This window comes from Betaproteobacteria bacterium (assembly GCA_016720925.1).
Taxonomy (GTDB): Bacteria; Pseudomonadota; Gammaproteobacteria; order Burkholderiales; family Usitatibacteraceae; genus UKL13-2.
In genome coordinates, this window is the sequence record JADKJR010000006.1 from 78,171 (window position 1) to 102,338 (window position 24,168).

The 24,168-nt window shown below is 57.3% G+C and carries 17 protein-coding genes and 1 pseudogene; 5 read left to right on the forward strand and 13 right to left on the reverse strand.

What is annotated here, in order from left to right; translation table 11 throughout:
* Positions 1-2: 2 nt before the first annotated feature.
* The 4 genes from IPP88_10500 to IPP88_10515 form a co-directional block, all read right to left on the reverse strand.
* On the reverse strand, positions 3-1,223 hold the full coding sequence (locus tag IPP88_10500) for an alpha/beta hydrolase (GenBank protein MBL0123122.1): 1,221 nt from the start codon (positions 1,221-1,223) through the stop codon (positions 3-5).
* Positions 1,224-1,756: 533 nt separating this feature from the next.
* Complete coding sequence (locus IPP88_10505) at positions 1,757-3,148, reverse strand: sigma 54-interacting transcriptional regulator (GenBank protein MBL0123123.1); 1,392 nt, start codon at positions 3,146-3,148, stop codon at positions 1,757-1,759.
* Between the two features lie 9 nt (positions 3,149-3,157).
* Positions 3,158-3,772 carry a hypothetical protein gene (locus IPP88_10510; protein ID MBL0123124.1) on the reverse strand — a complete coding sequence of 205 codons (615 nt, stop codon included), beginning with the start codon at positions 3,770-3,772 and terminating at the stop codon, positions 3,158-3,160.
* Between the two features lie 18 nt (positions 3,773-3,790).
* Complete coding sequence (locus tag IPP88_10515) at positions 3,791-5,278, reverse strand: HAMP domain-containing protein (protein ID MBL0123125.1); 1,488 nt, start codon at positions 5,276-5,278, stop codon at positions 3,791-3,793.
* 137 nt (positions 5,279-5,415) lie between these two features.
* Here IPP88_10515 and IPP88_10520 point away from each other — a divergent pair, with 137 nt between their 5' ends.
* Positions 5,416-5,619, forward strand: a complete 204-nt coding sequence (locus IPP88_10520; protein MBL0123126.1) for a DUF3460 family protein — start codon at positions 5,416-5,418, stop codon at positions 5,617-5,619.
* A gap of 168 nt (positions 5,620-5,787) precedes the next feature.
* On the opposite strand, the gene serB is transcribed toward IPP88_10520, so the two are convergent.
* The 7 genes and pseudogenes from serB to IPP88_10555 all read right to left on the reverse strand — a co-directional run bounded on the left by serB (position 5,788) and on the right by IPP88_10555 (position 16,712).
* A complete protein-coding gene (gene serB / locus IPP88_10525; protein ID MBL0123127.1) occupies positions 5,788-6,639 on the reverse strand; it encodes a phosphoserine phosphatase SerB in 852 nt (283 codons plus the stop codon).
* Complete coding sequence (mfd, locus tag IPP88_10530; protein ID MBL0123128.1) at positions 6,636-10,058, reverse strand: transcription-repair coupling factor; 3,423 nt, start codon at positions 10,056-10,058, stop codon at positions 6,636-6,638. The genes serB and mfd overlap by 4 nt, the downstream gene beginning before the upstream one ends.
* Positions 10,024-11,403: a protein kinase gene (locus IPP88_10535; GenBank protein ID MBL0123129.1), complete on the reverse strand. Its 1,380-nt coding sequence runs from the start codon at positions 11,401-11,403 to the stop codon at positions 10,024-10,026. The genes mfd and IPP88_10535 overlap by 35 nt, the downstream gene beginning before the upstream one ends.
* Positions 11,404-11,437: 34 nt before the next feature.
* Positions 11,438-12,952: a fumarate hydratase gene (locus IPP88_10540; protein MBL0123130.1), complete on the reverse strand. Its 1,515-nt coding sequence runs from the start codon at positions 12,950-12,952 to the stop codon at positions 11,438-11,440.
* A gap of 9 nt (positions 12,953-12,961) precedes the next feature.
* Positions 12,962-13,576, reverse strand: coding sequence for a TIGR00645 family protein (locus IPP88_10545; protein ID MBL0123131.1), 615 nt, complete (start codon positions 13,574-13,576; stop codon positions 12,962-12,964).
* A 164-nt stretch (positions 13,577-13,740) separates the two neighbouring features.
* Positions 13,741-15,374: pseudogene (locus IPP88_10550) on the reverse strand (acyl-CoA synthetase).
* Positions 15,375-15,581: 207 nt separating this feature from the next.
* Positions 15,582-16,712 (reverse strand): aldolase, encoded by a 1,131-nt coding sequence (locus tag IPP88_10555; GenBank protein MBL0123132.1) that lies wholly within the window; start codon positions 16,710-16,712, stop codon positions 15,582-15,584.
* A gap of 332 nt (positions 16,713-17,044) precedes the next feature.
* Between IPP88_10555 and IPP88_10560 the strand changes: the two genes are divergently transcribed.
* Positions 17,045-17,353, forward strand: a complete 309-nt coding sequence (locus tag IPP88_10560) for a DUF485 domain-containing protein (protein MBL0123133.1) — start codon at positions 17,045-17,047, stop codon at positions 17,351-17,353.
* Positions 17,350-19,077, forward strand: coding sequence for a cation acetate symporter (locus IPP88_10565; protein ID MBL0123134.1), 1,728 nt, complete (start codon positions 17,350-17,352; stop codon positions 19,075-19,077). Before IPP88_10560 ends, IPP88_10565 begins: the two co-directional genes overlap by 4 nt.
* 28 nt (positions 19,078-19,105) lie before the next feature.
* Here the strand turns inward: IPP88_10565 and IPP88_10570 are convergent, their stop codons facing one another.
* Positions 19,106-19,765 (reverse strand): 3'-5' exonuclease, encoded by a 660-nt coding sequence (locus IPP88_10570; protein MBL0123135.1) that lies wholly within the window; start codon positions 19,763-19,765, stop codon positions 19,106-19,108.
* A gap of 2 nt (positions 19,766-19,767) precedes the next feature.
* Complete coding sequence (locus IPP88_10575; protein ID MBL0123136.1) at positions 19,768-21,618, reverse strand: CBS domain-containing protein; 1,851 nt, start codon at positions 21,616-21,618, stop codon at positions 19,768-19,770.
* On the opposite strand from IPP88_10575, the gene IPP88_10580 reads away from it, so the two are divergent.
* Positions 21,617-21,805 carry a hypothetical protein gene (locus IPP88_10580; GenBank protein ID MBL0123137.1) on the forward strand — a complete coding sequence of 63 codons (189 nt, stop codon included), beginning with the start codon at positions 21,617-21,619 and terminating at the stop codon, positions 21,803-21,805. The genes IPP88_10575 and IPP88_10580 overlap by 2 nt on opposite strands.
* Positions 21,806-21,943: 138 nt before the next feature.
* The gene (acs, locus tag IPP88_10585) at positions 21,944-23,932 is read left to right on the forward strand and encodes an acetate--CoA ligase (protein ID MBL0123138.1); all 1,989 of its coding nucleotides are present in this window, start codon (positions 21,944-21,946) and stop codon (positions 23,930-23,932) included.
* Positions 23,933-24,168: the final 236 nt, after the last annotated feature.

The following is a 24,168-nucleotide window of genomic DNA, read 5'->3' on the forward strand; positions in this document are numbered from 1 at the left end:
GCTCAGATTGCTTTGGACGCCAGCCATTGCTTGATTTGTGCGTACACATCTGCCGAACTTAACAAGTCCATGTGGTTAATTCCATAGCCCACCCATTGGCGATCCGCGGGAATCGCCAGGTCCAGTACGGAATTAGCGTGCTGCCCGAGTGCGCTGGATACGGGAACCAGTCCGTCACCCAATAAGCGATCGTTCAAGTCGCCCGGTTTGTTGCCGGTCGTGGCGGCAATGGCATAGCAATTTGTTGCGGTGGGAAGCGGCAATGCGTGCTTTGCCGCCTTGGTCCGTTTGTGCTGTTCGTGGCCCTGCCAGTCTTCATCCCGCAAATCGCCGAATCGAAGGTCGGTAATGCCGGCGCTGCGAATTTTTCCCAGACGCGTGAAGGGTGCCGTATATGGGCTGACACCGAGGATCGTATCCAACCAATGCCCGCCGCGCTCCAGCGGCGCGCCATGATGCGGTGTGCCGAGAAAGACCAGCGAGCGCAATTGTTCCGGCCAGTGCTGGCCCGCTGCCTTCCCATAATGGACGGCGCTGCGTGTGATCAATCCGCCCATACTGTGAGTCAGAATGACCAGATCTTCAACCGGGACCGGCCAGGCCGCCAACAGCGATTCAAGCATTTCCGAGAATTCGCGGCCATTGGCAGAAATGTGCAAGCCGCTGTTGTAGCGCAGGTAGACCGGCGTATAGCCAAAATCGTGCGCCAACTCCGCACCGTGATCGTGACCATCACGTAGCCATTGCTGATCGCTCATGCATAGTCCGTGAACCAGTACCAGCACTTTCCCGGAAGCTTTCGGGAATGCAGCCTGCAATGCCGTCTTTTCGGTCGCAAGCGCCTTTCCCTTTGAGCGCCATTGCATTGTCAGGGCAAGCGGATTGCCAGTCTCGGCAAGATAGTCGCCCAGCACCCCGTTAAGCGCGGCGACGACGGCATCGCGAGCGGACGAGGACTCGCGCTCCTCAAGGAGTGCCGCCAGCGGCGCGAGCGCGATATCGATGCCGCCCCCAACCATGCGAGTGACGCCTCGCACCGTACGATAGGCAAGGCCCGCAATCCCACTGGGTTTGCCGGCAGCGGGCTTACCCAATGGCATGGCTGCGCTGGCGATATTGTGGTGCATGGCCTCGACCAGATCGGTAATACCGACAACCGCGTCGATGGCGAGGCGGCTGGCAGCCCGCAGGTCGGATGGATGAAAGTGCGCCTTTGCCGGCATGGGAATCCTTGAAGTATTTTCCACGGCAGCGGAAAGTGCGACGTGGCAATAGTCGTCTCAGGATAGCGGACAGGGACTAGAGGCAACACTCTAATCGGCGGAGTCGATTGGATTGCCCTCGCGGCGAGGCACGAAGACTCCATACACTGATTGGAATTGCAGAAGGCACGGAACGAACGCACAAAAAATTAGGGGTGATCTCTCGACCACCCCTGAAGGCGCACTCTCGAATACTCCAGGAGGAGAACCTTTGAGCCGGGGACCTTTCCGGCATCAAAGCGCCCAGGGAGGGAGGGCGGTCCAGAAGCATTCGCGTGTATATGAGCAACCCTCATGCCAACAATATTTACTTGTTAAAAATCAATATGTTGATGTTTCTGAACCAATGCAGTGTCAATCAAATCGACATCGAATGTGTCGCTGATTGGCGACAAAAATGAGGACAAATGATATGTCATTGATTTCGCTACGGTAATGTTGTCTCCAAACTGAGACGGGCCATCGCCTCAATAGGTATCAGAAATGCGCGTTCTTTACAGCGGCGGCGCTTTGAAATGCGCTGCTTCAATGCTGTGGCGCTGCAGCAGTTTGTAGAATTCCGTGCGATTGCGTTGCGCAAGCTTCGCGGCCTGGGTCACGCTGCCTTGCGTGAGCTTCAGCAGGCGTGTCAGGTAGTCATACTCGAATCGCCGACGCGCATCCTCGAACGAATCGATGCGCTGCATTTCAAGCTGCATTGCCTGTTCCACCACTTTGGTGGAAACAATCTCGCCGCTGCTCAGTGCGACCACCTGTTCGGCGACGTTATACAACTGCCGGATGTTGCCGGGCCATGGCGCCGCAATCAGCATCTCCAGCGCCTCGGGCGAAAATGCGTTCACGCCTTTTTCATAGCGCTCCGACAATCGCTTCAGGAAATGCGCAAGCAACAATGGAATATCTTCGCGCCGTTCCCGTAGCGCCGGCAATTTTAGCGTGACGACATTCAAGCGATAGAACAAGTCTTCGCGAAAGGTACCTTCAGCCTTGGCTTGATTGAGATCTTTGTGGCTGGCGGAAATGATCCTCACGTCGACGCTGACCGTTTTGGTGGATCCGACCGGGCGAATCTCGCGTGCCTCAAGCGCGCGCAACAGTTTCACCTGCAAGGCAATCGGCATATCACCGATTTCATCGAGCAGCAGTGAGCCGGAATGCGCTTCCACGAACAAGCCCGGATGATCGGCAGTTGCACCGGTAAACGCACCTTTCTTGTGGCCGAACAACTCGGACTCCAGCAAGGTCTCGGGAATCGCTCCGCAATTGATGGCGACAAACGGCTTGTCGCTGCGTCGGCTGGCATTGTGCAGTGCACGTGCCAGTAGTTCCTTGCCGGTGCCACTCTCGCCCTGTATCAGGATGCTGGCATCGCCTTGCGCAACCCTTTCGGTGCGCCGCAACAGATCCTCCATCAGCGGGCTCTTGGTGATGATCTCCGAATGCCAGGATTGGTCGATTCTCTTGCTTGCCGTGGCGCCTCCATGAAGCGACAAGGCGCGATTCACCTGTGCAAGCAATTCGTTGGCGTCGTAGGGCTTGGTGAGATAGCCAAAGACCCCCTGACGGGTCGCGGCGACCGCATCGGGAATGGTGCCATGCGCAGTGAGGATAATCACCGGCAAGCCGGTATGCCGGCGCTCAATTTCGTGGAACAGCGCCATCCCATCCAGTCCTGCCATGCGCAGATCGGTGACGACCAAGTCCGGGCGCTCGGCGGCCGCCATCGACAACGCCTGCTCGCCACTGCTTGCGGTCATCACTTGATAGCCGCTGGCCTTCAGTCGGATCGCCAGCAATTTCAGGATGTCGGCGTCATCATCAACCAGCAGAAGGTTGCCCTTTGTTGCCGCGGCAACTGTTTTGGAGGCTTCAATTACAGTATTCATTTGCATTGCTCATTTACGTACATCTTCCGCGCGCCGGATTACGCTACGCTCTATTAACTTGAGGGCATTCAGTTGTGTTTCAAGTTCTTCCACCCGGGCTCGCAATGCCCGTGCTTCGGCATCCCGCGTGTCTTCTTTCTTGGCGAGTACAAGTCGCGACTGGGTATCGCGCAATTGTTCCCGTACCTTTCGACGATCACTCACCACGCCGTGTAGCAATGCCGCCAAGGCGCGAACCGACGAGGCGCCTGGCGTGTTTCCCGATCCGCTGCTGGCGATCAGCGGCTCCAGCACGGCAATCAGTTCGACATCGTCCTGCACGGATAAGTTCGAAACCGTTGAAGTTGCTCCTGGCGCCATTGCCAGCATCAGCGCGTACTTGACACGGTTGAAATCGCTCTTGTCGTTCTGAAACTGGGTGCGCACCATTTCACGCTCGACAGCGAATTCGCGAGCCTCGAGCTTTCGCGTCCGGGAGATGTGACCCAACAACTGATCCGCCTCGGATGGCGGACGATGCTGGTCGATCATGCGCGACCCTGGCGCATCAATGCGCTTGGATTCGAAGGCGCAGGCCGTAAGCAGGCCAGGTAGCAGTAGCGCGATGCATGTACTTTTCTTCATTTCGGTTTCTCTGAAAAACTAGGTCGCGACGGGTGTGTGCGGCAATTTTGGAAGCACGACACGAAAATGTGCGCCCGCCGCACCCAGCGCTTTGACGGTTCCATGATGCATTTCCACATAATCCCGCACGATTGCAAGTCCCAATCCCGTACCCTTGGTGCCTGATTGGGTTGCGGCTGTTCCCCGATAGAACGGGTCGAATATCCGGTCACGGTCTTCCGCCGGAATACCGGGGCCGCTGTCGATCACTTCGATTACCGCCGTCTCTTCGTGTTTGCCAAGGCGCAAGATGATTGTTCCGCCGACGGGCGAATATTTGATCGCGTTCGACAGCAAATTGTCGATCACCACCCGCAGTTTCCCCGGGTCGCCTTGGTATGACGTTTTTTCGCATTCGCGTGTCACCGTCAGCGACTTTGCGACGATCGCGATTTTTTGCAGCTCGACGACCTCGTCGATCAAATCCTTTAGCTGCAGTGGTTTTGTTTCAAAGGCCACCTTCTTGTCGAGACGATCCGCGGACTGTGTTTGCGAATACGTGAGCAGATCCTGAATGAGCCTTTCCAGCGTGAGTGAGTTCTGTTTCAGAATGCGCGCAATCTCAAGTTGCTCGTCATTCAGTTTGCCAACCACTTCGTCGCCCAGCAGGTCGGAGCCTTCGCGCAATGCTGTCAGCGGCGTTTTCAATTCATGCGAGACGTGCTGGAAGAAGCGCGTCTTCTGGTCTTCGAGCGAGATCAGGCGCTGGCGCAGCCAGTCGAGTTGCTCGCCGAGCTTCTCGATATCGCGCGGACCGCTGACGTGGATGCGCTTGGCTAGCTTGCCTTCACCGAGGCGATTGATGGCCGCATCCAGATCGCGAATCGGCCGCGCCAGAAGATAGGTGAAGCCGGCGATCATCAACAGCGCGGATGGGATCATCGCCAGCAATTGCCAGAACACCTGATTGCGCGACTTGACCGCGGACGCGCGCAACGCGGCGACCTCCTGGTCGATCAACAGGCTGGCCAGGGCGTTCAGCGACTGGGTGCGCTGGGAAAGGTCGGAGAAGTCGCGCTCAAGCTGTTTTGCCAATTCGGGTGTCGGGCTTTTTGCGGTGAGCGCGGCAAATATACTATTCTCGCGCTGCCGGATGGCGTCCGCCGTACTTCGCATCTCGGTGGTGAGCGGCAGCGCCATGAATTCGCCGTTCAGTTTCAGAAAACTTTCGCGCGATTGCTTGTAGGTCTCAATCAGGTCGCGATCACCGGATACCGCATAGAACCGCCCGGAGCGCTCCATCGCCAGACTGAGGCTCGCCAGCTGACGGGCATTTTGCGTGGCCACGGTCGCGTTATACACCGCCTTCTGACTCTGCTCCGAGAGCTTCTCAATGGCAAACGCATTTGAAACCAGTCCCGCGATCAGCGGCAACGCGACGATAAGAAAGCCGACCAGCAGCAATCCCAGAAACGAGCGCGGGTAACGAAGCTCCAACATCGGTTTATCGGTCTTTTCTCTTGTCATGCTCGATTCGCGTTCATTTGCAGCAAGGGTTGTGCCAGATCAGTAGTCTGACCTATCGGAATGATAAAATCATTTCATTCCTTTCGCCGTATTTCGCTGCGGTTCGCTGTATCTTGCTATACACAGGAGCAATTGCCATGGCCATGTATGAATCCGACATTACCCAGTTTCTTCGCGAGTTGATGGACAAGAATCCGCAGTTGAAAGAACTGCAGAAAACGAATCGCGCAACGTGGTGGGACCGGAAGCTGGATTTGCAGGAGCTGAAGCGGCAGGAGGAATCGGAAGCGCCGAAACAACCTTATGCGTATTTTCCGTTGCCGAAAGTGCCGACGCCATAAACATCAACCTTGCAGGTCGCGCAGTTGCCTGCATGGCGCCGTCCCGAAGGCGATCCACAGACGGGTAAAGTCCCCACCAAACCTCAAGCACTGTAGCGGTTCTCGGGCCGAAAATGGCTGGAAAAGCCCGCCAGCACTAGGGTTTGTTCATGCTTTTCGAGCTGCCAATCAATTGAACAGCGCCAATACGCCGTCCAGTCCCACATAGTTGATTGCCACATTCGCCTCCAACCGCACCACCGGCTTGGCGCGATACGCTATCGAGACGCCAGCCGCGGCCAGCATGCTCAGATCATTTGCGCCGTCACCAATGGCGATACAACGTTCGCGCGGCAGCGACAACGCAGAGGCGGTTTCGCGCAGATAGCGTGCCTTGCCGTCCGCGTCGCAAAGCGCGCCGATCACATTGCCGGTGAGTTTGCCATTGACGATTTCCAGCGCATTGGAATAGGCGTAGTCAAATCCGAGCCGTGATTTCAGGTGCTCGGTGAACAGCGTAAAGCCACCGGATACCAGCAAGAGCTTGATGCGGAGTTTTTTTGCCGTCGCGATGAGACGTTCCGCACCCGATGTAAGTGTCAAACGCTCGTCAATCACCTGCTGCAATACCGACTCGTGTAGTCCGGATAGCAGCAAGACACGCTGGCGCAAACTCTCCGGCCAATCAATTTCGCCACGCATGGCGCGCTCGGTGATCGCGGCGACTTCGGCCTTCCGGCCGGCGAAATCAGCAATCTCGTCGATGCACTCGATGGTGATGAGCGTGGAATCCATATCCATCGCGATCAAGCCGAAGTCGCTGAGCTTTTTTCCAGCGGGCATGAAGGCAAAATCGAGCTTGGCGCTTTCGCAGTGCGCGGCAACGGTTGTCCGCGTCGCAGGATTTGCATTGGCCAGGCGAAATGCCTGATGTGCAACCGATTCGATGCGCGTAATGTTTTCCGCCCCGGAAAGCGCGTGCAGCAATTTCAGGTCATGCGTGGCGATATCCTCGCCCTGAACGATGAGGTCTACCATCATGCTGCCGCTTTGGTGGTGGTTGCCAGCGATTCGGGCGTCAGCTCGCGCAAGATGTACTTTATTTCACTCACGCGGTCGCGCAGGTTTGCGACCGGCTTTTCAATGCGCAACTTGTCCTGCCCCGCCAGCTTGTAATTGCGCCGCTGTTGTACCAGTTGAATCACGCGCTGCGGATGAATGGGTGTATCGGGGCCGAATTGAACAATGATGGCTTGTGCACTGGCGTCGATTTTCATGAGATCAAGCGGCTTGCCCAGTATGCGCAGGCGATGACATTCCACCAGCGTATGCGTCGGGTCCGGCAATAATCCGAAGCGGTCAATCAGTTCTTCGCGCAGATTGTCCAGCGCGTCCTCGGTTTCGCAGTTGGCCAGGCGCTTGTAGATCACCAATCGCTCGTGAACGTCGCCGCAAAAAGTATCGGGCAGCAGGGCGGGACTATGCAGGTTGATTTCGGTCGCCACATTCAGGGGCTTCAGCAGGTCGGGTTCCTTGCCGGCTTTGAGTGACTTGACCGCGCTATTCAGCATCTCGGTATAGAGCGTGAAGCCGATGTCCTGGATGCCGCCGGACTGCGAATCGCCCAGCACCTCGCCCGCGCCGCGGATTTCCAGATCGTGCATGGCGAGATAAAAACCCGCGCCCAGGTCCTCCATCATCTGGATGGCTTCGAGGCGTTTCTTGGCGTTGGCGTTCAACGCTTCTTCCGGTGGTGTGAGCAGGTACGCGTAGGCCTGATGATGCGATCGTCCGACGCGGCCGCGCAACTGATGCAATTGCGCCAGGCCGAATTTATCCGCGCGGTGAATCAGTATCGTGTTCGCGGTCGGCACATCAATGCCGGTTTCAATGATGGTTGAGCACAGCAGCACATTGGAGCGTTGATGGTAAAAATCACGCATCACCCGTTCCAGTTCGCGCTCCGGCAACTGGCCGTGGGCAACGGCAATGCGCGCTTCCGGCAGCAGTTTCGCAAGACGATCGTACTGGTTCTGGATGGTTTCGACTTCGTTGTAAAGGTAGTAGGCTTGGCCGCCGCGCTTCAGTTCGCGCAGGATGGCTTCGCGAACAATGCCATCTGATAGCGGATTGACGAAGGTCTTGATCGAGAGTCTGCGTTGTGGCGCGGTGGCGATCACCGAAAAATCACGCAGGCCTTCAAGCGACATCGCCAGCGTGCGCGGGATGGGGGTGGCCGTAAGGGTCAGGACGTCGACTTCGCTTCGCAGCGCCTTGAACGCTTCCTTTTGCCTCACGCCAAAACGGTGCTCTTCATCGATAATCACCAGCCCCAGATTCTTGAAATGCACATCTTTCTGAATCAGTTTGTGAGTGCCGATGGCGATGTCGATAGTGCCATCGTTGACGCCTTTCAATGCGGCCGCGGTTTCCTTGGCGCTGCGGAATCGCGAAAACTCGGCGATTTTGATCGGCCATTCGGCGAAACGGTCGGAGAAGTTCTGGAAGTGCTGTTCAGCGAGCAGTGTGGTCGGGACCAGGATGGCAACTTGTTTGCCGGCCGCCGCAGAAATGAACGCCGCGCGCAATGCCACCTCGGTCTTGCCGAAACCGACATCGCCGCACACCAGCCTGTCCATCGGCTTGCCTGAGGTCATGTCGGCCATGACGGCTTTGATGGCGGTGGCCTGATCGGGTGTTTCTTCGAACGGAAAGGAGGACGAGAAGGCGTCGAATTCATTGAGCTTCAATGGGAACGCAAATCCCTGCCGCGCGGCGCGGCGTGCATAGAGATTCAGCAACTCGGCGGCGGTATCGCGCACCTGTTCGGCCGCTTTTCGCCGGGCTTTTTCCCATTGGCCACTACCGAGGCGATGCAGCGGCGCATTGTCGGGATTCGCGCCGGTGTAGCGAGAGATGACGGACAATTGCGCGACTGGAACAAACAGCTTGTCGCTGCCTTCGTAATGCAGTTCCAGGAATTCCTGACTGCCTTCGCCGAGATCCATCGTCACCAATCCGGCGTAGCGGCCGATCCCATGCTGGGAATGCACGACCGGATCACCGATGTTGACCTCGGCAAGATCACGCAACATGCCTTCAGTACTGATGCGCGATTTGTCGCGACGCCGCGTCTGCTTGACTTCAGATGCGTACAACTCGTTTTCGGTGACGAAGGCGAGTTGCTCATTGGGCAGAATGAAGCCTGCCTGCAGTGGCGCAAACGTCAGTCCCAGCTTGCCGGTAAGCGTGGTAATGCCCTCAAGATCGTTTACTGGCGCGGAGTTCAGGCCATTGTCGGCAAGAAACTGGGTGACGGTTTCGCGGCGGCCAATACCCTCGGTCGTAACGACGATCCGGCCATCGAATGATTTGACGAACGCTCGGAACTTGGTGAGAGGATCGGCAGCTCGGCGATCGACATCGATTGGGGGTAGCGCCAGCGTAGGTGAAAAGATGCTGGCACGGTCAAGTTTTTCAAAACGGTTCAGCCCGCCGAATAATTCATCGACTGGCACGAACACGTCCATTGGCGGCAATAGCGGGTGATCCTTGTCGCCTCGCATCAGCTCATAACGCGATTTGGTGTCCAGCCAGAATTCCTCGGCCCGGGCCGATACGTCGCCGTGCGCAAACACGCGCGTGCCGGCAGGCAGATAATCGAATACCGTAGCGGTCGCCTCGAAAAACAAAGGCAGGAAATACTCGATGCCGTTGGGCGCCAGACCGGTCGACACGTCCTTGTACATGCGGCTCTTTGCAGGATCGCCCTCGAACCGGTCGCGAAAGCTCTCGCGAAAATGGTTCTGGCCTTCCTTGTCGAGGGGGAATTCCCGCGCGGGCAACATGCGGATTTCGTGGACGGGATAAAGGCTGCCCGGGGTGTCAACGTCAAAAGTACGGATCGCTTCCACTTCTTCGCCGAACAGGTCAATCCGGTAAGGGACCGTGCTGCCGGTCGGAAACAGATCGACCAGTCCGCCGCGCACCGCATATTCGCCAGGCGCCATGACCTGGGTTGTGTGCGCGTAGCCGGCCAGGGTCAAATCTTCGCGCAACCGGTTCAAGTCGAGGCGGGATTTTGTTTTGAGGAAGAAAGAGCGACCGGAAAGGTATTCACGCGGGCAGAGTCGCGTCATCGCGGTGGTGACAGGCACGATGCCGATGTCGAACTGACCCTGCGAAAACTGATAGAGCGTCGCTAATCGCTCCGAGACCAGATCGGGGTGCGGTGAAAGCTGATCGTAGGGCAGCGTTTCCCAGTCCGGCAATCGGTGCACGCGTAGCGAAGGTGCAAACCAGCCAATTTCTTCGCGCAATCGTTCTGCATCATGGGAATTGGACGTCAGGATGAAAAGCGGGCCACCGTTTGCCGCGTGGCGGGCGAAGAACAATGCGTCAGCGGAACCGTGAGGAAACATGACGTCAGTGGGGAGACGGAACAAGGGCGTCGCCCGCATCGCCGCGTGGATCGGGAAGTTGATCGAGCAAGGGCTGCAGTGCCGTAAGCAGTTCGAATGCATTCGCAAATCGTTCATCCGGATTCTTCGCCAGCAGCCGATCGACAATCGGCTGGAGATGACGGATCTGCCTGGGAAGCAACGGCACTTCTTCGTGCAAATGCTTGAAGATCACCTGTGCCGAGTTTTCGCCAGAGAACGGCATTTGACCCGTGAGCATTTCGTAGAAGATGACACCGGCGCTATAGAGATCGCTACGGCCATCGACCGGCAAGCCGCGTCCTTGCTCGGGGCTCATGTAGGAAGGAGAGCCCACCACATCGTCGCTGGTCCGAATCCGCGTGACGTCACGCATGCGGGTGGAAATATTGAAATCGATCAGTACGAGACTTTCGTCGTCACGAAAGAAAATATTCTCGGGCTTCAAATCCATGTGGGCGAATCCGCCCGCGTGCACGTCGATCAGCGCGGCGGCGAGCTGGTGCAGTATTCTTGCCGCCGCGTTGCTGGAAAGTCGACCCAGCATGCGGCGCCGCAAGTCACCGGCGGCAAGATACTCCAGCACCACGTAGGGCCACGTACCGGCTATCCCCGCGTCGAGGTGATGCACGGCGCTTCGGCCCTTCAAGCTGGAAAAGTACATGTAGCGATCGCAAAATTGCCGGACAGCAGCAGCGTCATGAACGGGAGTCGACAATCCAAACTTGACCACGACGCGTGTCCCATCCTCAATTGCTTCCGCGAGCATGACCTGTGCCATCGGATTCGCCGACAGGGTGGTAACCGATTGGTAGCCATCAACCGCGAGCACCACGCGTTCGCTGGCAACACTAAAGACGAAATGCCCAAATTCGCGCGGCTCATGTGTTGCGCATGCCTTGGCAGTTGATTCCTTGTCCCGCGATCTGCCGGTCAGACGCGAAATTGTGTCGGCGAGCACATTTTGTGAAAGCGCATCCTTCTGCAAGACGGCTGCCGCGCCAGCGGCGCAAAGGCGCGAACTCAGTGGCTCCAGTTCGTGACTGGTGAGCAGAATGATTGGCGGGCAGGATTCACGTGTTCGCAGGCGCTGCAATGCAGACATTGCCTCGGCCTCGGTGCCGATGCCTCCGAGAACAATTACATCGCTGTTGATGCCGAACGCAATGCCGGAACCACGCATGGTTTGCGAAAATGGGTCGATCCCCTCGATTTCCGCCGATGGCAGCGCCGCGCGAATCAATGACGTCAACAAGCGCTGGTAACCGATCGAACCTTCGATGACGGAAATATGCGGGCCAGCCGCGCCCGTGCATTGAGGTGGCTGCTGTGGCGGCGGGTTTGAGGTGGGGATTTCGGTATTCAAAGCAATTGAACGAGCGCGGCCTGACCGTCAATGTTCAGGCGACTACCACCGGAATCTTGCCGATCTTCGCCTGCCAGACTTTCGGGCCGATCTTGTGCACGGAATTGCCTTCCGGGTCAACGGCGACCGTCACCGGCATATCGACGACATCGAATTCGTAAATTGCTTCCATGCCGAGTTCTCCGAACGCCACCAATCGCGATGACTTGATGGCTTTCGACACCAGATACGCCGCACCGCCCACTGCGATGCAATAAACGGACTTGTTGTCGCGTATGGCCTCAATCGCGACATCCTTGCGTTCGGATTTGCCGATCATACCGATCAACCCGGTTTTTTCCAGCATCGTGCGTGTGAAGCGATCCATGCGCGATGCCGTGGTCGGGCCCGCGGGGCCGACAGCTTCATCGCGTACTGCATTGACCGGGCCAACGTAATAGATGAATCGATTGGTGAAATCCACCGGCAGTTTTTCGCCTTTGGCAATCATGTCGGTCAGGCGCTTGTGGGCGGCATCGCGACCGGTGAGGATTTTGCCGGACAGCAGCAATGTTTCGCCGGATTTCCACGACGCGATCTCGGCCTTGGTGATGCCGTTCAGGTTCACGCGGCGTGACGTTTTGAAATCGAGTGCGAGCTTCGGCCAGTCTTCCAGTGAGGGCGGTTTGAGCGTGGCGGGACCGGAGCCGTCGAGCGTGAAATGCACATGCCGCGTGGCTGCGCAGTTCGGCAGCAATGCCACCGGCTTGGACGCCGCGTGGGTCGGATAGTCGTTTACCTTTACATCGAGTACGGTGGATAGTCCGCCCAGCCCCTGCGCGCCGATGCCGAGCGCGTTGACCTTCTCGAAGATTTCCAGCCGCAGTTCCTCTGCACGGTTCTTCGGTCCGCGTGCCATCAACTGATGCATGTTGAAAGGCTCCATCATGCCCCACTTGGCCACCAGCATGGCCTTTTCCGGAGAGCCGCCGATGCCGAGCGACAGCAGACCGGGCGGACACCAGTCCGCGCCCATGGTGGGTACCTGCTGCAGCACCCAATCGACGATGCTGTCGGAGGGAAGGAGCATGGCGAACTTGGACTTATTCTCCGAGCCGCCGCCTTTGGCCGCGACGATCACTTCCACCTTGCCGCCCGGCACCAGTTCTACGTGTGTGACGCCGGGAGTATTGTTGCCCGTGTTGGTGCGCTTGCCATCGGGATCGGCAAGCATCGAGCCGCGCAATGGATTGTCGACATCGCTGTAGGCGCGCCCCACGCCTTCATTGACCATCTGTTCAAGCGACAGTTTGGTCTCCCAGCGAACATCCATGCCGACGCGAATGAAGGCAATCGCAATTCCCGTGTCCTGACAGATCGGGCGATGCCCCTCCGCCGCCATGCGCGAGTTAATCAGGATCTGCGCCATCGCATCCTTGGCGGCGGGTGATTCTTCCTTCAGGTATGCCTCGTGCAGCGCCTTGATGTAATCGACCGGGTGGTAGTAGCTGATGTATTGGAACGCGTCAGCGATGGATGAGACGAAGTCTTCCTGTTTGATGGTGGTCATTTTGGTCTCCTAATGTTCGGCGCCGGGTTTCGCGGGTTTAACCTGGTGTGACATGATCTTGTCGCTATAGGCGATGGCGAGCGCGGATAGCAGGAACGTGATGTGTATCACCGTTTGCGCGATCCATTCACCGTTGGCCATGTAGGCCTTGGCGTTGATGAAGGTCTTGAGCAAGTGAATGGAAGAGATGCCGATGATGGCGGTGGCGAGTTTCACTTTCAGCACGGAAGCATTGACGTGCGAAAGCCATTCTGGCTCGTCGGGGTGGCCTTCCAGTCCCATGCGCGAAACGAAAGTCTCATAGCCGCCGACGATGACCATGATCAGCAGATTGGAAATCATCACAACGTCAATGAGTCCGAGCACCACCAGCATGATGGTGCCTTCATTGAGCTTGGTCGGTGGCGTGGCGCCTTCGACGGTGATCGAAATGAGGATATGCTGCAGCGCTGCTTCGTTGCCAAAGGCGGAGAGAATCAGGTAATACAGTTCCGACCAGAACTGGAATACATATACGGCTTGCGCAAGAATGAGGCCCAGATACAAAGGCAATTGCAGCCAACGACTCATGAAAATGAGGCTGGGCAACGGCTTCATCGCGGGTAATTTGCTATTTTTGTCCATGGATTCGTCCGCCAAATAAATAGGAAAACCCTCACAAAGCGACTTTGTGAGGGACGAGATTCAGCGATTTTCAACCAGGCTTGTGACAGTTGTACCAACACCGCCGTTTCGCGAACGGCACGCGTTTCAGAGATTCGCGGTGCGTTCCATGGCCAGCGTGATTTCTACAAGTGAGACGTGGCAATCGCCGGACTGATTTCCCGACGAAGAATTTTACCATTCTTGGTGCGCGGGAATTCTTTGGCGAGGTAGATTCGCTTCGGAGCCTTGTAGGCGGCGAGATGTTCCTTGCCGAATGCTTGCAGTTGTTCCGCCGTAACCGTCGCACCGGGCTGAGCAATGACGTAGGCGACCACCAGCAGCTTGTCCTTTTCCGCTTCCTCGCCGACGCAGGCGCAATCCGCCACCGCCGGATGCGATTTCAGCACGCGTTCTACCTCGTAGGGTGAGACGCGATAGCCAAAGCTTTTGATGATGTCGTCCTTGCGGCCAAGGAACCAGAGATATCCGTCCTCGTCGATCTTGGCGTAGTCACCCGTGAAAAAATAACCGTCATGGCGATACTTGGCGGTCTCCTCCGGTTGATTCCAATAGCGCAGGAACAGGCCCGGGTCTGATTCCGGCACGGAAATCATGCCTTCTTCGCCGCGCGGCACGGCTTTTAGCGTCTCGGGGTCGAGCAGCTGAATATCGTGCCCCGGCTGCGGGAAGCCCGCCGATCCGGCGCGGATCGGTCGGTGTATGCTTTGCGAGAGGTAGTAGGAAAACTCGCTCATGCCGACGGCTTCAAAAATGTCCATGCCGAAACGCGAGCGCCACGCGGCCAGCATGTCATCCGACAGGTGCTCGCCGGCACTCATGCAAAAACGCAATGACGGTACATCGGCCTTGGTCGTGGTCGTCTTTGCACGATCTGGCGGTAAATGGTGGGTACGCCGATAAAAATCGTTGCCTGGTGCTTGGCGATCAGCCGCGTCCACAGCTCGGCATCGTTCTTGCCTTCATGAACAATGACCGTCTTGCCCAGATACAACGGATCCATCAGGCCGGAGCCAAGCACATAGGTCCAGTTGAACTTGCCTGAATGAAGTATCCGGTCAACGTTTTTCGGGTCAAAGTTGTACCAGTATTCTGCGGCGGGTTCGCGACCGATGAGTGCCCGGTGCGCATGCAGTACGCCCTTGGGAAAACCCGTCGTGCCCGACGTGTAAACGAGATAGGCCGGGTCGCCTGCGTGGGTGGCATGTGGTGCCGACCACGCTGTGATCGCGTCCAGCGCGGGCTTCAGGTCGATTGCGGGAATCAGCGTATTTTCAATGTGCTTGCCCTTGCCGGAGAGCAATACCAGTCGGGCATCAGGGGCTTCTGCAATGCGTGGTGCGAGATGTTCCCAAGCGGCATGATCCATCACCAGTACCTTGGCGCCGGAATCCTTGGCGAGGTACAAGACTTCGTCCGGGGTGAGCAATGTCGAGGTTGGCACTGCGATGGAGCCGGCCTTCATGGCGCCGAGAAACGCGGTCGGATAGTCGAGACTGTTGGGCAGGCGGATCAATACGCGATCGCCGGGATCCACGCCATGCTTTCGCAGCAATTGCGCGAATTGACTGGTGCGGGCGGCAAGCTGTCCATAGGTTGCGGTGTCAGTCCCGAGGGCATCGTCTTCGACGATCATGGCGATGCGATCTTCGAACTCGGTTGCCACGTGCGCGTCGGTACACGCAACGCCGATGTTGAAGAGTTGCGGGACCTGCCAGGTCCATTCGGGGAAAGGCGGGAAGGAGGCTTTTGCGTTCATATCGATATGCAAGAGCGGATTTAACACGGAGACCACTGAGACCACGGAGAAAACCCGATTGGCAGTGGCTTCGTATTACTTCCGTGGTCTCAGTGGTCTCCGTGGTTCAATTGGGTTTCAGTTTTGGTAACACACTAGCACTGGCGAGGCGTTCAAGCGGAAAATCGCTGGAAAACCACGTCAAATGGCGATCTACGTCATGTTGTCCTAAAGAATGACTCCGTACGGCCAGTTTTCCCGAACCACTTGCGCTGGCAGTTTTCGCAGCACCTCAATGGCAAACGCGGTGTCGGCCGCGGACAGCGCGTGCAAGGCGTGCGCGCGTAACAGTGTCTGCAAGGCCTTGCCGAACATCGGCGGATCGAGCATTTCGCCATTGAACTTGATTGCACCGCCGAGCAGTGCGTCGGCTTCGATGGCGGCTTTCAGGATCGCACTCTTGGTCTTGATGTCGGTGGGCGAGGGCGTATAGGCGACTTTGCAAGGGTGAATGTGCGAAGGATGAATGACCTGCTTGCCGGTCATGCCCATCGCGGATTCTTCACAGGCGTGGCCGTAGACCACGCGACTTTCTTCATCGCCGTGCAAGTCGAGCCAGCGACGCACGTCATTTGGTTCGACAAAATTTTCCGGCATAGTCGATTGCCCGATCAGCGTCTCCACGCCGCCGATGACGCCCTTACCGGCGATGCGCGCTTCAAACAACACCTGATTCATGAAATACGCGAGTTCCTTGGTCCAGTTGCGCGGCGTGATCTGGATACCCATCGCCTTGGAAAAGTCATGGATACCAAACACCACATGCTTGACAGTCGAATACTGCATGAGGTCGGGCGCAATTTTCAGTGACTTGGGATGCTCGATGATCGGCTGAATTGTCATACGGTGGTTGAGGCCCACCAGCAGGGCGGAGAGGTCGCGGATTTCCGGGGAGCCGTAGGCCTCTCCCGCCTTGGCCAGCATCACCACGTCGATGTGATCGGACAGATCGCGCACCATTTGCAAGTCTTTCTCATACTCTTCGGTGCGGAAGGGATTGATACGCACCGCAATCTGCACTTCCTTGCGTTTGTGCATGCCGGGCAACTCACGACGCAGCAGGTCGCGCGACATTTCCTTTTGGCGGCAGCCGTCTTCCAGATCAAAAATCAGCGTGTGGGAAGAGGTTCCCCAAGCGTGTTTCTTGAAGCGCTGCGACGCCTGTTCCAGATCTTCGTACAGGCCAAGGGCGGGCGCGTATTTGACCGGCGGGTAGTAGATCTGAATGCCTGGCCAGTAATCGCCCAGCATGTCGGCGGACACGGTATTTGGGAGCGCCTCGGCTTGTGCGTGTTTCATTTTTTATCTCCAGTGGCCGGGGTTGGATTTGGGCAGCCGGCAACGATTCAAAGTTACACCCAATGCTGCGGCGCGTCAATATGTCTTATAAAAGACATAAGATATCTTTATGCGATAATCGCGCCTCTGTAAGCGTGTTGTCAGCTTGCCGGGTTGTAATGAGCGCGCCGTGAGCTGAGCCGCGCGTTGTGCAGTGCGCATTTCATGGCCCGGACTTGCGCGTATCCTGCAATGGCTTCGCCCGCAACAAGATCATCCGTAACGTCGAAATCCGCTACGACATATATGTGCCCAGTACACGTCTCAACCTGTAAACAACGAGGAGCCTCACGATGAGTGATTCAATAGTGGCCAGAATTGAAGCCAATCCGAAGTACCACGAACTGCGACGCAAACGCGGTTCATTCGGCTGGTTTCTTACCATACTGATGCTGGTGGTGTACTTCGGGTATATCGCCCTTATCGCGTTCAACAAGCCGTTTCTCGCGCAACCGATTGGCAACGGCGTGACCACGCTTGGTATACCCATCGGCATGGGCGTCATCATTTTCACGATCGTGATCACCGGCATTTATGTGCGCCGCGCCAATAGTGAATACGATCAACTCACGGCAGAAATCCTTGAAGAGGCCTCCAAATGAGATTTGCCATCAACGTACTAGCGGGCGTCGGCGCACTATTGGCGGCGGGGGCAGCCCTGGCTGCGGGCGCGGACATGGGCCAAGTCGACAAGCAGCCCACCAACTGGGTTGCCATCAGCATGTTCGCCGTCTTCGTGGTCGCCACTTTGTTCATTACCAAATGGGCGGCAGCCAGAACCAAATCGGCTGCCGATTTCTATACGGCGGGCGGCGGTATTACCGGATTCCAGAACGGATTGGCGATCGCCGGGGACTATATGTCGGCCGCGTCTTTTCTCGGGATTTCCGCAGCCGTGATGGCCACTGGATATGATGGCCTGATCTACTCCATTGGCTTTCTGGTCGGCTGGCCGGTCATCACCTTCCTGATGGCGGAACGTTTGCGCAATTTGGGCAAGTTCACATTTGCCGACGTCGCCGGCTACCGTTTTCAGCAAACACCGATCCGCGTGTTCGCGGCGTCGGGGACGCTGGTCGTTGTCGCGTTCTACCTGATCGCGCAAATGGTGGGTGCCGGTGCCCTGATCAAGTTGCTGTTTGGTCTGGACTACTGGGTCGCGGTGGTACTGGTTGGCGCGTTGATGATGGTGTACGTGCTGTTCGGCGGCATGACCGCCACCACATGGGTGCAGATCATCAAGGCCTGCATGTTGCTGGGTGGTGTGACGTTCATGGCGCTGATGGTGCTATCGCAGTACGGCTTCAGTCCCGAAGCGCTATTCGCGAAGGGCGTTGAAGTCCGGACCCAAATCGCCGCGAATGGCGGCAAGGATGCAACGGAAGCGGCCAAAATCGGCCTGGCCATCATGGGCCCCGGCGGATTTATCAAGGATCCGATTTCAGCGATTTCATTCGGCATGGCATTGATGTTCGGCACCGCCGGCCTGCCACATATCCTGATGCGTTTCTTCACCGTGCCCGATGCCAAGCAGGCACGCAAGTCCGTGCTCTGGGCCACGACCTGGATTGGTTACTTCTACGTGCTGATCTTCATTATCGGTTTCGGCGCCATCACCCTGGTGCTGACCAATCCGGAGTTCGCCGATACCGCCAAGGGCATCATCAAGGGCGGCGGCGGTTCGGCAAACATGGCGGCTGTACTGGTGGCCAAGGCGGTTGGAGGCAACGTTTTCTACGGCTTTATTTCTGCCGTGGCCTTTGCCACGATTCTGGCGGTGGTGGCCGGACTTACGCTTTCCGGCGCGTCGGCGGTCTCGCATGACTTGTATGCAACGGTGTTCAAGAAAGGCAAGGCGGATAGCGACTCGGAGCTGAAAGTTTCGCGCCTCACCACAGTTGCTCTTGGCATCGTTGCCGTGGCCCTCGGCATCGCGTTTGAAAAGCAGAACATTGCATTCATGGTGGCGTTGGCTTTTGCGATTGCCGCTTCAGCCAATTTCCCGGTGTTGTTCATGTCGGTGCTCTGGAAAGATTGCACGACCAAGGGTGCGGTCATCGGCGGATTCCTCGGGTTGATATCCTCCGTGGTGTTGACCGTGGTTTCACCCTCTGTATGGGAGGCCACGCTGGGCAATCCCAAGGGATCGGCATTGTTCCCGTATTCATCACCGGCCTTGTTCTCCATGACTATCGGGTTTGTCGGCATCTGGCTGTTTTCGATCCTCGATCGCAGTCCGCAGGCCGCTGAAGAGCGCGCAGCATTCAAGGCTCAACAAGTACGGTCCGAAACCGGCTTTGGTGCATCGGGAGCGTCCGGGCACTGATGCACACGTGATCCTGGCGGCCGGCGAATTACTTGCCGGCGGCCAGGAGTTGTCGCAGCTTGACGAAGGCAAGCGCTGCCATCACTGCATCGTTCAAGGCGTCATGAGCATTTCGCAGCGGCAAATCGAGATCGTTCATCAAGGTCGCGAATCGCAGGTCGATGCGGCGGTCCTGCTGGTGCGTCGGTAATTGCCGGAATTTGTAGTCGTAGTACATCGCCGAGACTTCGTTCCGATGTTGCGGCAAGCCCATATCAACGCCCAATATCGGCGCAAGGGCCCGGTCAATCATGGCGATATCAAATTCCAGGTAGTAGCCAACAAGCGGACGACTGCCAATGAAATGCATTAACTGCGTCATTGCGTCCTCGGGCGACAATCCCTGCGCGACATCCTGCTCGCGCAACTGGTGGATGCGCACGCTCTCGGCGGAGACGCGTCTTTCAGGGCGCACCAGCAGTTCGAGGCGCTCACTGGTCATTACCCGGTTGCCAATGATGCGAACGGCGGCAATGGAAATGATCTCGTCGGTGTTTACGTTCAGGCCGGTCGTTTCGCAATCCAGCGCGACCCATTCATTCGCAGGCGGCGGCTCGAACATGAACCGAAAGAGCCTGTTCTCGAGGTGATAAAGCAGCCACTGCTTTTTCAGATATTCGAACAAGTCAGCCGGGGACAACGTAGCCATCATCAAATCATGTCGAGGTGGTAACGTTGAGTCATCATCAGCTTGAAGCGCTTGACCACCCCCAGCGTATCCTTCAGTAGGTCGCGATCCAGGCTGCTCAGTTTTGACATCTGGATGCCGCCGGAAACCGGCCGGCCCATCGCGAGTTCCGACAGACCGACCTTGAGTTTGAGACCCATGAAGAAATGGAGGCTCTCGGTCAGGTCCGCGCCCATCGCTTCCGTCAGCTTGCCCGCAGTCACCAGCCCCTGAATGCGCGCCGCGGTGCCGAGGTCGTTCAGGCGCTGTTCAAGTGCCATGCTGCGAATGCCGTGCACCAGTGGAAAAATTCCGGCTTTCTTGAGATCCAGCACCTCTTCGTTCTGGTCACCCAGCGACAGCAGGCGATTCCACCACCCGCCGCTTTCGGCGAAGGAATTGATCGCCGACGCAAAACGGGCAAGCATCGCATCGCTGTGGGTCACCAGGGTAAAAACACCGCGCCGCACCTCTTCCAGAAGGCTGCCATCCCCGCACACCGTATGTGCATCGATAAAGATAGCGAGCGACATCAGGCTGTCCGGGGTCGGCATCACTAACCACTGTCGCGTCATTCGTGCGAATTCGCTGGCGGTCTGCCGCCAGACGGGATTGCTGACCATGATGTTTCCCGGGCAAAGGGGATAACCAAAATCGCACAACGCGGCGGAGAACGCGTTGCAGATTTCCGCCAGATCCGCAGGCGGGACATAACCATCACGGAGAATCAGGCCATTGTCCTGGTCGGTTTTCAACAACTGCTCTCCGCGACCTTCGCTGCCCATCACAAACAGGCAACTGTTCGCGACCAATTCGGGTGGCGCGATCAACTGCCAGGTCCGTTCAAACAGCCGGGCGTTGAGTTCCTGCACCAGCGTGGCGATCAGGCTGACCTTGGTGCCGCTCTGATGCAACAACGCAATCGAGCGGTTGATGTGTTGCGCCGCTTGCGCGAGTGTGGAGACATCATTCGCCTCGAGAATCTGGACGCTGATCAGGTACGAGTGATTCGAGAGAAAACTGAACAGATCCAGCGCCTCCAGAATGCCAACAATGCGCTCGCTATCGACGACGCCGTCGATATCCAGCTCGGAGACCACTACCCGGTGCACCCGCTTCCGGATCATGACGGCGAGCGCATCGCCAAGCTGGTCGGATGGCCGGACCGAAATCAGAGAAAAATTGGTGAGCTGCCGCACCGGCAGCTCGTGAAGCGGGGTTCCGCTCAGGATTGCGCGCTGCAAACCGGTGTGAGTAAAGATTCCCAGACGTGGTGGTTCAAAGGCATGGTCACGCACCAGGACAGTGGTGGTGCGTTCGGCTTGAAACAGTTTGACGATCGACACAATGTCGGTATCGGCATCGACAAAATGGGCCGGTCGCAGAAATGCCTCGTCGACCCTTGCCATGGTCAGGGACTGTAGTTCGTGCTGGCTCTTTCGTTGTGAAATCGCGCTCAGCTTGTTCGACAGGTCCGAAAAGAGCATTGCACCAAAGGTCGCGTTGCTGGCGATCAGGCTGCTGACGGCTTTTTTCGCCAGCTGGTACGCAACCACCTCTTCGGCGGCCACAAACCGGCTGCTGACCTTTTCCGCGACTAAACCGCGACCATCAAAACAGTCATTGACGCCGTAGAGGTTGATGACCTCACTGTCCTCGAATTGCTGCACCACGCCTTTGATGATGACAAACAGATGTGTCGGCTGAACACCCACGTCCAGAATGGTCTCGCCCGCACGAAAATACGCGATGTCGACGCTGTTGCGGACCAGCCTTTGCTCGTCGGGATTGAGGCTGTCGAAGGGTGATTCGGAAAAATTGAAGGCATTGGGCATGGTCGATGCCGTACTCGGCTTGTCAAATAAATCGGGACTGACAGATGAAATTGAGATTGAGGGTGTTATTGGAAAATCGCTGGTCCGCGTCGATAATACCGCGAAATATTCCGCGCCGCGCGAGCTTTTCCGCGACCGTTTTTGTCGTAAGCGTACTGTCAGGTTTCCCGCGTGTAATGGTGTGTAATGGAATTGGGCTGCGGGCGCTACACTGTGGTTTACCGCGCCTGTACCATTCTGTTGTAAATTAGTCAGATAGAAGAACGGCTTCGTGAGCCCCGGAATCGACCCCGCCCGTTACCCGCACCGCATACAGGAGAATTGCATGTCAACATCCATTGAATCCGTATCGACCGAGCACCGCATTTTCAACCCGCCGGAGGACCTCGTCAAACAGGCGGCGATTTCCGGCATGCCTGCGTATCACGCCTTGTGTGCGGAAGCAGAAAAGGATTACAGCGGGTTCTGGGGCCGCCTCGGCCGCGAAACTCTTGCCTGGCACAAACCCTTCACGCAAGTTCTTGACGAATCGAAGGCGCCCTTCTATCGCTGGTTTCATGATGGCGAGTTGAACGCGTCGTACAACTGCCTCGATCGCAACCTTGCCAACGGCAATGCCGACAAGGACGCCATCGTGTTTGAGGCCGATGACGGCAAGGTCACTCGAATCACCTACCGCGGGCTTCATCAGCGGGTTTGCCGGTTCGCCAATGCGCTTCGCGCCAAAGGCATCAAGAAAAGCGATCGCGTTATCATTTACATGCCGATGTCGATCGAAGGCGTGATCGCCATGCAGGCATGTGCGCGCATTGGCGCCACACATTCCGTGGTGTTCGGCGGGTTCTCGGCAAAATCAGTGCAGGAGCGCATCATCGACGCGGGTGCCGTCGCGGTGATTACATCCGATGAACAAATGCGCGGTGGCAAGGCGCTGCCGATCAAGGCTATCGTCGACGAGGCCTTGTCGCTGGGCGGCTGCGATCACATGAAGACCACCATTGTGTATAAACGCACCGGCAATCCAGTCAACATGACGGCCGGCCGTGATAACTGGTGGCATGATCTCGAAGGCGCGCAAAGCGACGCCTGCGAACCGGAGTGGGTCGGCGCCGAGCATCCACTCTTCATTCTTTATACGTCCGGTTCCACTGGCAAGCCGAAGGGCATTCAACATTCGACCGGCGGTTATCTGCTGTGGGCGCAGTTGACCATGCAATGGACGTTCGACATCAAGCCGAGCGATTTATTCTGGTGCACGGCGGATATTGGTTGGGTGACCGGCCACTCGTACGTGGCGTATGGCCCGCTGGCAGCCGGCGCCACGCAGTTAGTGTTTGAAGGCGTGCCGACCTACCCGAATGCGGGACGATTCTGGGACATGATCGCCAGACACAAGGTGACGGTGTTCTATACCGCACCGACGGCAATCCGTTCACTGATCAAGGCGGGCGAAGTTGACCCGAAAGCGCACCCGCGGAATTACGATTTGAAATCCCTGCGAATCCTCGGCACAGTCGGCGAGCCGATCAATCCGGAAGCATGGATGTGGTATCACGAAAACATTGGCGGCGGCCGTTGTCCGATCGTCGATACGTTCTGGCAGACAGAAACAGGTGGCCACATGATTACGCCACTGCCGGGCGCCACGCCGCTGAAACCCGGTTCATGCACATTGCCGCTTCCCGGCATCATGGCCGCGATTGTCGATGAAACGGGGCACGACGTGGAGAATGGCAACGGCGGCATTCTGGTGGTGAAGCGTCCGTGGCCATCGATGGTTCGCACGATCTGGGGCGATCCCGAGCGATTCCAGAAAACATATTTCCCCGAAGAACTGGGCGGGAAGTTGTACCTCGCTGGTGACGGTGCGGTGCGCGACAAGGAGCACGGCTATTTCACCATCATGGGCCGTATCGACGACGTGCTGAATGTCTCCGGCCATCGTCTGGGAACCATGGAAATCGAGTCGGCGCTGGTATCGAATTCAAAGCTGGTCGCCGAGGCCGCGGTGGTTGGCCGGCCAGACGATATGACGGGCGAAGCGGTATGTGCGTTCGTGGTGCTGAAAGGCTCGCGACCGACGGGCGCCGAAGCCCTGGCGATCGCAAAAGAACTGCGCGACTGGGTGGGCAAAGAGATCGGTCCGATCGCCAAGCCAAAGGACATTCGTTTTGGCGACAATTTGCCGAAGACGCGTTCCGGAAAAATAATGCGGCGGCTGCTGCGCTCCATCGCGAGAGGGGAAGCGATCACGCAGGATATTTCGACACTTGAGAATCCGGCGATTCTGGAGCAGTTGAAACAAAGCATGTAGGGAAAATAGGTTAAACACCAGCATTGGTGCGGGTTTCAGGGCAAAAATGCTCAGAAAGGCGCGCCAGTGCTTGGTTTTACTTGTTGGGGCCGTCCATTGACCGCGAATGCTGTCGCCCCGGATTTAGTCGGTGCCTAATTGCTCAATGTCGCAGTAAATTGGAACCACTTGGGTCGCGGGTACGACCGGTACGATAGAGTAAATAGAAGTTCCCTGTTGGCTTTCACAATCCGGGA

What these genes read in the sequence shown, in the direction of transcription:
- IPP88_10500 (MBL0123122.1), bottom strand. Translation starts at nt 1,223, where the DNA reads ATGCCGGCAAAGGCGCACTTTCATCCATCCGACCTGCGGGCTGCCAGC.
- IPP88_10505 (MBL0123123.1), bottom strand. Translation starts at nt 3,148, where the DNA reads ATGAATACTGTAATTGAAGCCTCCAAAACAGTTGCCGCGGCAACAAAG.
- IPP88_10510 (MBL0123124.1), bottom strand. Translation starts at nt 3,772, where the DNA reads ATGAAGAAAAGTACATGCATCGCGCTACTGCTACCTGGCCTGCTTACG.
- IPP88_10515 (MBL0123125.1), bottom strand. Translation starts at nt 5,278, where the DNA reads ATGACAAGAGAAAAGACCGATAAACCGATGTTGGAGCTTCGTTACCCG.
- IPP88_10520 (MBL0123126.1), top strand. Translation starts at nt 5,416, where the DNA reads ATGGCCATGTATGAATCCGACATTACCCAGTTTCTTCGCGAGTTGATG.
- serB (MBL0123127.1), bottom strand. Translation starts at nt 6,639, where the DNA reads ATGATGGTAGACCTCATCGTTCAGGGCGAGGATATCGCCACGCATGAC.
- mfd (MBL0123128.1), bottom strand. Translation starts at nt 10,058, where the DNA reads ATGCGGGCGACGCCCTTGTTCCGTCTCCCCACTGACGTCATGTTTCCT.
- IPP88_10540 (MBL0123130.1), bottom strand. Translation starts at nt 12,952, where the DNA reads ATGACCACCATCAAACAGGAAGACTTCGTCTCATCCATCGCTGACGCG.
- IPP88_10545 (MBL0123131.1), bottom strand. Translation starts at nt 13,576, where the DNA reads ATGGACAAAAATAGCAAATTACCCGCGATGAAGCCGTTGCCCAGCCTC.
- IPP88_10555 (MBL0123132.1), bottom strand. Translation starts at nt 16,712, where the DNA reads ATGAAACACGCACAAGCCGAGGCGCTCCCAAATACCGTGTCCGCCGAC.
- IPP88_10560 (MBL0123133.1), top strand. Translation starts at nt 17,045, where the DNA reads ATGAGTGATTCAATAGTGGCCAGAATTGAAGCCAATCCGAAGTACCAC.
- IPP88_10565 (MBL0123134.1), top strand. Translation starts at nt 17,350, where the DNA reads ATGAGATTTGCCATCAACGTACTAGCGGGCGTCGGCGCACTATTGGCG.
- IPP88_10570 (MBL0123135.1), bottom strand. Translation starts at nt 19,765, where the DNA reads ATGGCTACGTTGTCCCCGGCTGACTTGTTCGAATATCTGAAAAAGCAG.
- IPP88_10580 (MBL0123137.1), top strand. Translation starts at nt 21,617, where the DNA reads ATGGTCGATGCCGTACTCGGCTTGTCAAATAAATCGGGACTGACAGAT.
- IPP88_10575 (MBL0123136.1), bottom strand. Translation starts at nt 21,618, where the DNA reads ATGCCCAATGCCTTCAATTTTTCCGAATCACCCTTCGACAGCCTCAAT.
- acs (MBL0123138.1), top strand. Translation starts at nt 21,944, where the DNA reads ATGTCAACATCCATTGAATCCGTATCGACCGAGCACCGCATTTTCAAC.